This window comes from Empedobacter sp. UBA5528, assembly GCF_002426075.1.
GTDB lineage: Bacteria > Bacteroidota > Bacteroidia > Flavobacteriales > Weeksellaceae > Empedobacter > Empedobacter falsenii_B.
Window position 1 is genome coordinate 1397 of the sequence record NZ_DINY01000027.1, and the last position, 11849, is coordinate 13245.

At 31.2% G+C, this 11849-nt stretch carries 12 protein-coding genes; 6 read left to right on the plus strand and 6 right to left on the minus strand.

Translation table 11 applies throughout. From position 1 onward, the window contains the following. Nucleotides 1–857 precede the first annotated feature (857 nt). Nucleotides 858–1640: an RNA polymerase sigma factor gene (locus tag B4L98_RS05900; protein ID WP_291052808.1), complete on the plus strand. Its 783-nt coding sequence runs from the start codon at nt 858–860 to the stop codon at nt 1638–1640. 2 nt (nt 1641–1642) lie between these two features. Further along, complete coding sequence (locus B4L98_RS05905) at nt 1643–2740, plus strand: hypothetical protein (RefSeq protein WP_115002130.1); 1098 nt, start codon at nt 1643–1645, stop codon at nt 2738–2740. Between the two features lie 934 nt (nt 2741–3674). Here the strand turns inward: B4L98_RS05905 and B4L98_RS05910 are convergent. Further along, nucleotides 3675–4001, minus strand: coding sequence for a Spy/CpxP family protein refolding chaperone (locus B4L98_RS05910; protein WP_038332782.1), 327 nt, complete (start codon nt 3999–4001; stop codon nt 3675–3677). Nucleotides 4002–4238: 237 nt separating this feature from the next. On the opposite strand from B4L98_RS05910, the gene B4L98_RS05915 reads away from it, so the two are divergent. Then, on the plus strand, nt 4239–6767 hold the full coding sequence (locus B4L98_RS05915) for an outer membrane beta-barrel family protein (protein WP_291060642.1): 2529 nt from the start codon (nt 4239–4241) through the stop codon (nt 6765–6767). A gap of 74 nt (nt 6768–6841) precedes the next feature. On the opposite strand, the gene mscL is transcribed toward B4L98_RS05915, so the two are convergent. The 5 genes from mscL to B4L98_RS05940 all read right to left on the minus strand — a co-directional run bounded on the left by mscL (nt 6842) and on the right by B4L98_RS05940 (nt 9451). After that, a complete protein-coding gene (gene mscL, locus B4L98_RS05920; protein ID WP_291060640.1) occupies nt 6842–7225 on the minus strand; it encodes a large conductance mechanosensitive channel protein MscL in 384 nt (127 codons plus the stop codon). Between the two features lie 34 nt (nt 7226–7259). Beyond that, the gene (gene lgt / locus B4L98_RS05925) at nt 7260–8153 is read right to left on the minus strand and encodes a prolipoprotein diacylglyceryl transferase (RefSeq protein WP_219034371.1); all 894 of its coding nucleotides are present in this window, start codon (nt 8151–8153) and stop codon (nt 7260–7262) included. Next, nucleotides 8153–8386 carry a membrane protein insertion efficiency factor YidD gene (yidD, locus tag B4L98_RS05930; RefSeq protein WP_125349653.1) on the minus strand — a complete coding sequence of 78 codons (234 nt, stop codon included), beginning with the start codon at nt 8384–8386 and terminating at the stop codon, nt 8153–8155. The genes lgt and yidD overlap by 1 nt, the downstream gene beginning before the upstream one ends. Before the next feature lie 98 nt (nt 8387–8484). Then, nucleotides 8485–8991, minus strand: coding sequence for a thioredoxin family protein (locus B4L98_RS05935; protein ID WP_291047156.1), 507 nt, complete (start codon nt 8989–8991; stop codon nt 8485–8487). A gap of 58 nt (nt 8992–9049) precedes the next feature. After that, complete coding sequence (locus B4L98_RS05940; protein WP_125349651.1) at nt 9050–9451, minus strand: hypothetical protein; 402 nt, start codon at nt 9449–9451, stop codon at nt 9050–9052. Nucleotides 9452–9567: 116 nt separating this feature from the next. Here B4L98_RS05940 and B4L98_RS05945 point away from each other — a divergent pair, with 116 nt between their 5' ends. From B4L98_RS05945 to B4L98_RS05955, 3 genes are all read left to right on the plus strand, one after another. Next, nucleotides 9568–10848 (plus strand): replication-associated recombination protein A, encoded by a 1281-nt coding sequence (locus B4L98_RS05945; RefSeq protein ID WP_221855377.1) that lies wholly within the window; start codon nt 9568–9570, stop codon nt 10846–10848. 213 nt (nt 10849–11061) lie between these two features. Then, nucleotides 11062–11484 carry a type II 3-dehydroquinate dehydratase gene (locus tag B4L98_RS05950; protein ID WP_038332802.1) on the plus strand — a complete coding sequence of 141 codons (423 nt, stop codon included), beginning with the start codon at nt 11062–11064 and terminating at the stop codon, nt 11482–11484. Between the two features lie 40 nt (nt 11485–11524). Next, nucleotides 11525–11848, plus strand: coding sequence for a hypothetical protein (locus tag B4L98_RS05955; protein ID WP_038332805.1), 324 nt, complete (start codon nt 11525–11527; stop codon nt 11846–11848). The last annotated feature ends 1 nt before the right edge of the window (nt 11849 follow it).

Sequence of the window (11849 nt, forward strand, 5' to 3'; positions counted from 1 at the left end):
CCATTCTGTATCCATTGTATATACGTTCCGTATGGTTTGTTCGTGGTTCGTGTATCGGAAGGGATTGTTAAGATGTAGTATGTATTAAGTAAAAAGTACAGATTAGATGTGGGAATTGTAGTATGTAAAAAGTATAATGTAGTAAGTATTTGAGGTTAAGAATGAGGTTCTGAACATAATTACGAGAATAAGAAGATAATTAGTAGTTCATTATTTTATTACGTTCATTTTTACTCATGAGTTATTATTGTTTTTTAATGAATTCATATGCCCTACGGGGAAGTCTTGACACAAAAACGAACCAAAAAAGTCAAGTCTGTGCTTACAAGTCGGTCAATAACGGCTACTCGCTAAATGCTTTAGAACATTCGCATATGAAATGCGAACATAAATCATTTTTAACGCTCTTTACGCCGAATTGACACTCGACTTTTCAGCAATGACGGTTTTGGAATTCGTTCTTGAAAGTGACAACGAATTTGAGTATTGAAAAAAGAGTTAAAATCCGACGATTTAGGATCGAAATGCAATTCAACTCTAAATTATTGGAATAAAAAAGTTGAGGTGTTTGAACGAAGTGAGTTATCAACTTTATGGAAATAATTTATTTAGTTGAACCATTGAGAGACTACTGTCGGCATCTTTTTTTGTTTCGTTTTTTTGGATGCTCAAAAAAATGAAAGTAAAGAAAATATTTAAAATAAAGAAAAAACAAAAAAAACCTTTCCCCAAAAACAAAGTTGGCGCGATGTACTGGAAAAGGAGTGGCTTTTAAAACGAATGTTGAATTTAAAAACAATGTAAAAACGTAGAACGTAATACGTATCACGTAAAACATAAATAAAACCACCTTTATTATGCTAGAAAAAGAATTTGAATTATTAAAAAAAGGTAATTCTGCTGCCTTCGAACGTATTTATGTCAGGTACAATAAACGAATCTTTTGGTTTGGTAAACAAATAATTGAGGATGAGTTTGTAGTAGAATGTTTGGTACAAGATGCTTTTCTGAAATTATGGGAATATCGTGAGAAGATTGAGTCCCTTGATCATATCTTTTTCTTTTTGAGGCTTGTAATGAAGTACAGTTGCTATTTACATTATCGTAAACCGAAGAATAAGTTTTTTGCAACAGTAAACTCGCTAGAGAGTTATGAGAATTATCAAAGTTATTTGGCTGGATATGATCCCGCTGATGTAATAGAAAACCTGAATGAACAAGAAACACAACAGCACTATTTTGATGAAATTATAAAAGTATTACCTCTATTAAGTACTGAAAGAAAACATTTGATAGAACTTTGTTTAAAACATGGATTTAAATATAAAGCGATTGCTAAAGCAATGGGAAGAGGAATAACAGAAACCAGTAACGAAATTAAACATGCTATAGCGGATCTTAAGAAGATTTTAAGTCATCATGATAAGTTAATTATTAAAACCAAAACAGTCTCTACTGAAGAGAAACAAGATAAAATATCCGAAACACAATCGTTGATATTAAAACTTCGATGTAAGCATAAACAATCTTTTGCCAATATCGCTGAAGAATTAGAACTGTCTCAAAAAGAAGTACACAACGAATTTATAGTCGCCTATAAATTCACTCAACAAAACAAAGTTCAATCACTAAACTATTGATGATGGAAAAATCTACTTTAATACTCACTCGAAAAATACAATTAATTATCGATTTACCAACTCAAGAAGAACGTAAAGAAGTTTTGGATACGCTTTATAAATGGCAAAATAGATGTTTTAAAGCCGCTAATTTGATTGTTTCTCATTTGTATGTACAAGAAATGATGAAAGATTTTTTTTACCTCTCTGAAGGAGTTAAATATAAATTAATGGACGAGAAGAAAGATGCAGAGGGTATACTAGAGTGCTCTAGAATGAATACCATTTATCGTGTACTTTCAAATCGTTTTAAAGGAGAAGTTCCAATGAATATTTTATCTTGTTTGAATAATATGTTGTATCAATCTTTTAAAAAAGATTGTGTCAAATATTGGAAAGGTGAAATCTCATTAAAAAATTTTAAACGAGCTATGGCATTTCCTTTTAATAGCAGTAAAATAACTAAATTATGTTATAATGAAGAGAAGAAAAATTTTTGTTTTATCTTATTTAAAATACCATTCAAAACTTATTTAGGAAAAGATTTTACAGGTAATAAAAAACTACTGGAACAAGTGATAAGTGGAGAAATAAAACTTTGCACTTCACAAATAAAGTTAGAAAAAAGTAAAATATTTTGGTTAGTAGCCGTTGAAGTTGAAAAAGAAAACCATCAATTACAATCCGAAATTATTGCAGAAGCTTCCTTGTCGTTGGAATATCCATTGGTTGTAAAAGTAGGTAAATCTCGGCTTACTATTGGTACTAAAGAAGAGTTTCTTTACCGAAGGTTAGCGATACAAGCATCCCGTCAACGAACGCAAGCAGGAGTAGCCTATGCGAAATCGGGAAAAGGAAGAACGAGAAAACTAAAAGCCCTAGATAAAATGAGTCAAGTAGAAAAAAATTATGTGCATCATAGACTACATGTCTATAGTAAAATGTTAATTGATTTTTGTATCAAATATAAAGCAGGAACACTTATTTTATTGGATCAAGAAGAAAAAATCGAGCTAGCTAAAGAAGAAGAATTTGTACTGAGGAATTGGAGTTATTATGAACTGATGACTAAAATAAAATACAAAGCAGAGAAAGCAGGAATTGAGCTTATTATAGCATAAATTATAATTTTTGAGGGTGATTGTACACCCATAAGGTGAGGTTGATTACGAACACTCACTAAATGTAAACAACATATACTAAGAGTGTTTGAGTGTATACTTGAATAGATAAAGGCAACATAGTGGCAGTAGAATGTATATAAAAGATTTTTGTAGTTCAGGTGTTGTGATGCTAGTTTAGTTGTTTTTTATACAAAAAGTCATGGTTAAAATATTTTATACAAATGTTTTGATTTTTACTACAACAAATGATTAAACGGTGATGGTTTGCTGATTTAAGCAAAGCAACAGCGGATACTTTGTGGTTAAGGACTCGCGAAAATTACCGCGAAGCGGGAATCATTAATTAAAAAAACATTATAACTTATTATAGCATACATTAAAAACAAGAAACATTGATTTGATTTTTGTAGATTTGAGAAGCAAGCATCTCCTCTACTTCATTTATCAACCAAATAAATAGTACATACCATAAATATTCTGTAAAAGACTTAGCTGAGTTAGGAGGCTTTTCCTCTGTACGTCACTTTTCTGATGTTTTTTTTTCAAGTGACTTCGTTACGTCCTTATGAATATATAAAACAATTGAAATTCAATTTGAACAAAGACGATTAAAAAGAAAAGATGGAAAAATTATAATAGAAGTTTTAATAATCAAAACTCCCTTGTATAGTAAATTTAGGATTAAGATCAATTGGTGTATAACTATAACAGGATTTATTTAAAAACATGTATAGTTATTTTAGGACGGGTCATTAGGACGGGACAGTAGCAGGATACTCCCAACATCAAGGCAAGATGAAGGCAACATAGTGGCAGTAGAATGTATGTAAAAGGTTTTTGTAACTCAGGTGTTGTGACGATTGCCTAGTTGCTTTGTAAAAAAGATAAACGTATTAAGTTGTAATAATTGTATTAAATAAAAAAGGAGCTATTAATTAGCTCCTTTTTTATTTTGATGTTTTTTGGCGTGCAATTCCTTCAATGTTGCTTTTTGTTCTGGCGTAAAAACAGCATTGATTTCATTAAACTCCTTTTGACGAACTTCTTTCATTTTCTTTTTCAATTCAATTTTTTCGTCTTTGTAGCTGTCCTCAATTTGTTTGATTTTGATGACTTGCGCATCTGTCAAGTTCAAATCTTTTTTTAATTGTTGTAATTTCTGCTCTCTCGATCCTTCATTTCTGTCTTGCGCTGAAGCAGTTGTTAAAGTGAAAGCAATTAATCCTAATCCTACATATTTATAAAATGCTGTTCTCATAATTATCAACTTTTTTTGTTTTATTTATTCTTAAGACTTCAAAAAATTAAAAAGGTTTAAAACGATAAATGTTAAAATTTTTCGGTTATGATGAAATCTTTTAAAAGATGTAACATTTGTGATGAATAATCGGCCAATATTTTTTTAAATTATTTTTGAAATCGATTAAACCTTTTCCAAAAAGGATTGTCAAACAAGTTGTAAAATTATAAAACTACAAAACGAAAAATTAAACAAATGAGGTTAAGAAGTTTATTTGCTTTGATTTTTATTTGTGTTTGTGCAGGATTGAATGCGCAAGAGCTTTTAAAAATTAAAGGGAAAGTCTTATCAAGTGAAAACAAACCTGTAGAATACACTACAATATCGCTTGAAAGCTCGGAAGATGGAGTTGTGGCAGAAGCGGCAACGGATGCAAAAGGAGAATTTACAGTAGAAGCAAAGGCTGGGCAATATGTTCTTGTGATTGAGCCATTGGGATACGATGTAATAGAAAAACAGATTAATTTAGAATCTGCATTAGATCTAGGTACTTTTACTGTAAAAACGACGCAAACAGTTTCGTTAGGAGCAGCAGTTGTAACAGCGGAAAAGCCAATTTATAAAGTAGAATTGGACAAAAAAGTGTATGATATGGCGAATGATCCAATGTCGCAAGGTCAAACATTGTCTGATGCTTTAGCAAATGTACCATCGGTTTCTGTTGATGCAGAAGGAAATGTTTCGTTGAGAGGAAATGATAATGTAAAATTCTTGATTGATGGAAAACCTTCGGGAATGTTGGGTGTTTCTGATGTAGCGGAAGCTTTAAAAAATATTCCAGCCGAAAATGTAGAACGTATTGAATTGGTAACAAACCCTTCTGCTCGTTACGAAGCTTCAGGTTCTGCGGGGATCATCAATATTGTATTGAAAAAAGGTTCTAATACAGGTTTTAATGGTTCTGTAACCTTGAATGGAGGAATTCCTAAAATGGTTGGAGGAAATGTAAACTTGAATTATAAAACAAAAAAATATAACATTTTTACAACTTTAGGTTCTCGTTATATGGATAGAGAAGGTGAAGGTTCTGCTTTTATGACAAGTTATAATGAAGGAACAGATGTTGTAAAACAATATAGATCTACAAACCGAGATAATAATAGAATTCGTAGAAATTACAACATTCGTTTGGGTGGAGAATATTATTTAGATGATAAAAATACAATAGGTTTATCTGCAGGTTATCGTTACAATAATGGAAATAACAATGCTTTAGTTGATTATAATTACTTTGATAATGCAATGACTTTCTTGAAGAATGAATATAATCTTCAGAAAGAGAAAGAAATCGAAAATAACTTTGATTTAGATTTTAATTATAAACACGAGTTTGATAAAAAAGGTCATGAATTTGCATTCACAGGACGTTTTTCGTCTCAAAAAGAAGACGAAGATGGTTTTGTTAATGGTTTGACAAAAGTATTAGACAAAACTACAGGTAACTATGTAGATGAAATTACAAATCGTATTACTGATAATTTAGAAGATCAGAAAAATGTAGTGTTGACAGCAGATTATGTTCGTCCGATTGGTGAAAAAGGAAAATTTGAATTAGGTGCTCGTGCAGATTTTAGTGATACGAAAACTAATAACAAAACATTCTTTTTAACTGACGCTGGAGATTATGAAGAAGATAGTAGATTCTTTGCAAATGTAGATAATCAACAAAATGTATTTGCGGCTTATGCACAATATGGAAATGCGATTGGAGAAAAATTTCAATACTTCGCAGGTTTACGTTTAGAGAGTTCTGATATGAAAATCAAAAACTACACAAGCGGAGAAAATATTTCAAAAAAATATACAGATTTATTCCCAACATTAACGTTGAATTATAAGTTTACTGAGAAAAACGAATTACAATTAAGTTATTCTCGTCGTGTTCGTCGTCCAATGGGATTCATGTTAATGCCTTTCTTTTCTGCAACAGATGATAGAAATGTAAGAAATGGTAATCCAGATCTTAATCCTACTTATACAAATTCATACGAGTTAGCTTATATCACAACTGTAGGAAAGTTGATGGTAACGCCAAGTTTATTTTACCAAAGAACAACTGATATGATTAATCAGTTTCAACGTAAAAATTATAACGATAACGGAGATGAAGTATTTATTACAAAACCAATCAACATTGGTGATGAAGATCGTTATGGTTTAGATTTAACAGCGACTTACAAACCAGCTAAATGGTGGAGTTTGATGTTCAATGTAAATTTATTTGGATACAATAGAACAGGTTTCTACGAAGAAACAAACGTTGTAAAAGATCCTGTAACAGGAGTAGAAAGTACAAAAGTAGATACGCAAGATTTCTCTGGAGACGGATTTAGTTCTCGTGGACGTTTGTCTTCTAACTTTATATTACCTGCAGATTTCAAAATTCAGGTTGCTGGAAATTATATGGGAAGCATGAAAACCGCTCAACAAAAAATTGAAGATAATTTGTCAATGGATTTCTCTTTATCAAAAGATTTGTTCAAGAAACAAGCTACATTATCTTTAAATATTCGTGACGTGTTCAACTCAAGAAAAAGAGAGTCTACTACTTATGGAGCAGATTACACTAATTACGAAAGTATGCGTTGGATGAAACGTTCAATTAACTTATCGTTTACATATCGTTTTAAGAAAACAAACGAAAGAGAAAAGAATAAAGAACAACGCCCAGATGGAGAAGAAATGGGAGGTGGAGAAGAAATGCAAATGCAAGCAGCTTCTTAAGAGTTTGAAAATAATCGATAAAAAAATGGATCGCAATTGCGATCCATTTTTTTATCATTTTGAATGAAAACGAATTATTTGTTTTTTAACAAATCACGAATTTCAGCCAATAATTCTTCTTGTGTTGGTCCAGCAGGAGCAGCTTCTTCAGCAGGAGCTTCTTTTTTCAATTTGTTAATTCCTTTAATCATTACGAATAAAGCAAATGCAACAACTATAAAAGAAATAGCAGCAGCTAAAAAGCTACCATATTTAATGGCTGTTCCTGGAATTACTAATGCAGCTAAATTTTCAGCGTCAATAGCTTTCAAGGCTGGATTTAAAATGGCTGGCGTAATGATATCTTCAACTAAAGAAGTAACAATTTTACCAAAGGCACCACCGATAACTACACCGACAGCTAAATCTACTACGTTACCTTTTACTGCAAACTCTTTAAATTCTTTAAAAAATCCCATAAGTCTATAATTTATTTCTAAGTTTATAATAATTCTAAGGTTGATTGATATCTAATCTATTTTTAGAAGAGATAAATAAGTATAAACCGATTAACATAAAAGGAATACTTAAGATTTGACCATTGTTTAATCCTATATTCAACATTTGAGCAACTGCTTCTTCTCCTTGATTTTCTTTATAGAACTCAACAACAAATCGTATTAAAAATAATAAAAATAAGAATATGCCTAACAAAGCTCCCAAATATTTTGTCTTATCTGTTTTGTTGTACATATAAAGCATAATAATTCCTAAGATAACATATCCAATCGCTTCATAAATTTGAGCTGGATGACGAGGAATTACTTCTCCATATCCCAAACTTTGTTGATGAAATTTTACTGCCCAAGGTAATTCTGATGCTTTTCCTACAATTTCTGAGTTGTAAAAATTTCCAATTCGAACCGCAGCTCCACCAAAAGGAACAACAACAGCAATACGGTCTAACAACCACAATACATTACGATGCAAATATTTTCTACTAAATAAATAGGAAGTTAAAATTACACCTAATGCAGCTCCGTGACTTGCAAGTCCACTAAATCCTACAAATTCGTAATCTTGTAATAATCCAAAGAAAGCACTTTGTCCTGGTGAGTGTTGTACAGGTAAGAAAACTTCGATTGGTCGTTCAATAAACGCAGCAGGATCATAAAAAATATATTCTCCGAGTCTTGCACCTACAATTGCTCCAATAAATGTGTAAAGGAATAAAGGGTCAAGTAATTCTTTTTTCTGATTTTCTTTCTTGAAAATATTTGACATCAAATACCAGCCTACTACAAAGGCAACTATCCAACATAAACTGTAAATATGTACTTTGAATCCTGCTATTTCAAATAAATAAGGTTTTGGATTCCAATCGATAAACGAAATTAAGTTAATCATTAATTTTTCTTTTTAGGTACAGGGTCGTATCCATGTCCTCCCCAAGGATGACAGCGACCAATTCTTTTTGTTCCGAGCCACAAACCTTTTAGCAAACCATGTTCTTTTAGCGCCTCTATCATATAAGAAGAGCAAGTTGGTTGATATCTACAATTGCTTCCCATCCAAGGAGAAATCGCTAATTGATAAAATCTTACCAACAGAATAAATGGTGTAACCAAAATTTTGTTCATCTCACAAAGTTAATCAATAACCGAAATAAAAAAGAATCAATCTAAAAAGTTTATGCTTTTGCAGATTGATTCTCTATACGATACGTGCTTAACGCAGATTATTTTTTAGTATAACTCGCTGGATCTAATGCTTTGTAAGACCAGTTTTGTAAAAATTCTAACACAACTTTCGGATCGTGTCCTTTCACTTCTTTGCTTTCAAGATAAGCCGAATTTTGTGTATGAATTAAATTTCCTTTCTCATCTAAAATCACAAAAACAGGAAATCCAAAACGCTCTGGATGTTTCAATGCAGCTAACGTTTCTTCGTTTTTATTTTTTGGAGAATAATTTACATGAACCACTTCATAATTATTCGCGATATAATCTTTTACTTCTTGATTTTCTTTCGTCAATTTATCAAACATAATACACCAAGCGCACCAATTTCCACCAATTTGCAATAAAACGTGTTTCTTTTCTGCAGAAGCTTTTTGTACCGCATTCGCAATATCTACTTTCGGATTTGCTTCTTCGCTATAAATTTTTGGTTTTTCAGTTTGTTGACCAAATGCAAAACTTAATGATAAAATCATTAAGCTAAAAAACATAGTTAATTTTTTCATTTCAAATTCTAAATATTAAGTCGAATTTACAATAAAAAATTATGCCGAAAACGTTTTTCTACGAATTAATAATCGTGTAGTATAAATTTAGTTTTTCTTGAACAGAATTTATTTCATTATTTTTTTCGTTTTGATTAAATTGATTAATCATATTGATTGAGAATTTTGATTCAAATTCTAAACGGTCCAATTCTATTTCATAAAAATTAATTTGATGATGAATTTGTGTGAAATAATAATTCACCAATTCAACATACATCAATCTAAGTTCTTGATTTACTCTGATAAATTCTACAAATTCTTGCAATTCGACCAAAAACTCAATCATTTGTTTATTGATTTCTGATTGTTTATCTTTTAGTTCAATCTTTTTCAAATAATCAGTTGATAAAGCAATTTTATCACCCAAAAGTTGGTGCTTTCTTGTTAAAATTAAAGCACATTCTAACGCTTTCTTCATCATTTTAATTTTTATTCTAACACAAAGAAAATAAATCTAAATGCCAAAATATGTCGCCCAAAAAATCATTCATTTTGACAAAACATTCCCTAACTTTGAAATCTAAACAAGATTTTATGAATGCGCCTTTAGCTGAAAGAATGCGTCCAAAAACGCTTGAAGAATACATTAATCAAAAGCATTTGGTGGGCGAAAACGGACCAATAAAAATGATGTTGCAACATGATATGATTGCTTCGATGATTTTTTGGGGACCGCCAGGGACAGGAAAAACGACACTAGCTCAATTGATTTCCGAATTAACTGATCGACCATTTTATACGTTGAGCGCCATAAATTCTGGTGTGAAAGAAGTGCGTGAAGTAATTGAAAAAGCAAAGAATCAAAATTTGTTTTCGGGAACGAAAAATCCGATTTTATTTATAGATGAAATTCATCGTTTCAATAAATCACAGCAAGACAGTTTGTTGGGAGCGGTAGAAACTGGTTTGGTGACTTTGATTGGAGCGACAACCGAAAATCCAAGTTTCGAAGTTGTGCCAGCTTTGCTTTCACGTGCGCAAGTTTATGTGTTGAAACATCTCGAAAAAGAAGATTTAGTCGATTTGATTGAACGAGCTACAAAAAAAGATACAGTTTTATCTAAATTAAATATTGAATTAGTTGAAACAAATGCATTATTAAGATATTCGGGAGGTGATGCAAGAAAATTATTGAATGGTTTGGAGTTGGTAATTAATAGTTTTTCTCCAACTGATAAAATCATCATCAACGATGAAATTGTGCATGAACGTATTCAGCAAAATTTAGCGCGTTATGATAAAACGGGTGAACAACATTATGATATTATTTCAGCTTTTATCAAATCGATTCGTGGTTCAGATCCAAATGGAGCGGTTTATTGGTTAGCTCGAATGATTGAAGGTGGTGAAGATTTGAAATTTATTGCGCGAAGAATGTTGATTTCAGCTTCCGAAGATGTGGGAAATGCAAATCCAACAGCGATGATTTTGGCGAATAATACATTTCAAGCTGTTTCGGTGATTGGTTATCCAGAATCTCGTATTTTATTGAGTCAATGTGCGGTTTATTTAGCAAATTCTCCAAAAAGTAATGCAACTTATTTAGCGATTGGTAAAGCGCAACAAGTTGTGAAACAAACAGGGGATTTACCTGTTCCGTTGCATTTACGAAATGCACCAACTAAGTTGATGAAAGATTTGGATTATGGAAAAGAATATAAATATTCGCACGATTTTCCAGGAAATTTTGCTGAACAAGAATTTTTACCAAATGAAATTTCGGGGACGACTTTTTATGAGCCAGGAAATAATAAGCGAGAACAAGTGGATAAACAATCGCTGAATCAAAAGTGGAAAGGTAAGTATGGATACTAAAAATAAAAATCTCAGTTAATCAAGTTTAACTGAGATTTTAAGGTTTGGTTGATTTTTTTGGTTTAGATTGGTTTTATATGATAATAGGTTGGTGATTGTATATATACAAGGTTTGTGCCAAAACTTAATAAAAAGTAAAAAATTGATTAAAAAAAAGAAAAAATTAAACTTTTTCGATCTAAAAAAGAGATTTATATTTATAAAATAAAGAAAATGAAACAAATACAAATTATAAACGGACCTAATTTAAATTTACTTGGCGTTCGCGAACCAGAGATTTATGGAACACAAACTTTCGAAGATTTTTTTGAAAATGAATTGAGAAAGCAATTTCCAGAAGTTTCGTTGCATTATTTTCAATCAAATCACGAAGGAGATATTATTGATAAATTGCACGAAATTGGTTTTAAATATGACGGAATTATCTTGAATGCTGGTGCGTATACGCATTATTCGTATGCGATTGCAGATGCGATAAAAGCGATTACGACTAAAGTGATAGAAGTTCATATTTCGGATATTTATGCGCGCGAAGATTTCAGAAAAAATAGTGTAACAGGTGAAAGTTGTCTAAAAATTATTTCAGGAAAAGGTTTACCAGGTTATGTTGAAGCTGTGAATAATTTTGTGAAATAATTAATAATCATTATCTTAACAAGATTAAAATCTATTACCTATGGATAAAATTATTTTAGGATTAATCTTTGGATTAACCATTATTAGCTGTAATTCGAAAGCTGATAAAAACAATACAGAGCAAAAAGCTCAGGCAATGACGGCTTGTGAACAAGCGGCAATAACACCAGGGATATCTGCGGCTAAAAAAGAGCTGATTACAAAATATTGTGACTGTTCGACAGATAAAATGATGGATGAATTTACATATACAGAAATGATGCAAATGAATAATCCAACACCTGAATTACAAGAACGATTAATGAAATTAATAGAACCTTGTATCAATGATTTGAAAACAAAATCTGCTGAATTAGGAGAGTAAT

Coding starts and splice junctions, on each gene's coding strand:
- B4L98_RS05900 (WP_291052808.1), top strand. CDS start 858: ATGCTAGAAAAAGAATTTGAATTATTAAAAAAAGGTAATTCTGCTGCC.
- B4L98_RS05905 (WP_115002130.1), top strand. CDS start 1,643: ATGGAAAAATCTACTTTAATACTCACTCGAAAAATACAATTAATTATC.
- B4L98_RS05910 (WP_038332782.1), bottom strand. CDS start 4,001: ATGAGAACAGCATTTTATAAATATGTAGGATTAGGATTAATTGCTTTC.
- B4L98_RS05915 (WP_291060642.1), top strand. CDS start 4,239: ATGAGGTTAAGAAGTTTATTTGCTTTGATTTTTATTTGTGTTTGTGCA.
- mscL (WP_291060640.1), bottom strand. CDS start 7,225: ATGGGATTTTTTAAAGAATTTAAAGAGTTTGCAGTAAAAGGTAACGTA.
- lgt (WP_219034371.1), bottom strand. CDS start 8,153: ATGATTAACTTAATTTCGTTTATCGATTGGAATCCAAAACCTTATTTA.
- yidD (WP_125349653.1), bottom strand. CDS start 8,386: ATGAACAAAATTTTGGTTACACCATTTATTCTGTTGGTAAGATTTTAT.
- B4L98_RS05935 (WP_291047156.1), bottom strand. CDS start 8,991: ATGAAAAAATTAACTATGTTTTTTAGCTTAATGATTTTATCATTAAGT.
- B4L98_RS05940 (WP_125349651.1), bottom strand. CDS start 9,451: ATGAAGAAAGCGTTAGAATGTGCTTTAATTTTAACAAGAAAGCACCAA.
- B4L98_RS05945 (WP_221855377.1), top strand. CDS start 9,568: ATGAATGCGCCTTTAGCTGAAAGAATGCGTCCAAAAACGCTTGAAGAA.
- B4L98_RS05950 (WP_038332802.1), top strand. CDS start 11,062: ATGAAACAAATACAAATTATAAACGGACCTAATTTAAATTTACTTGGC.
- B4L98_RS05955 (WP_038332805.1), top strand. CDS start 11,525: ATGGATAAAATTATTTTAGGATTAATCTTTGGATTAACCATTATTAGC.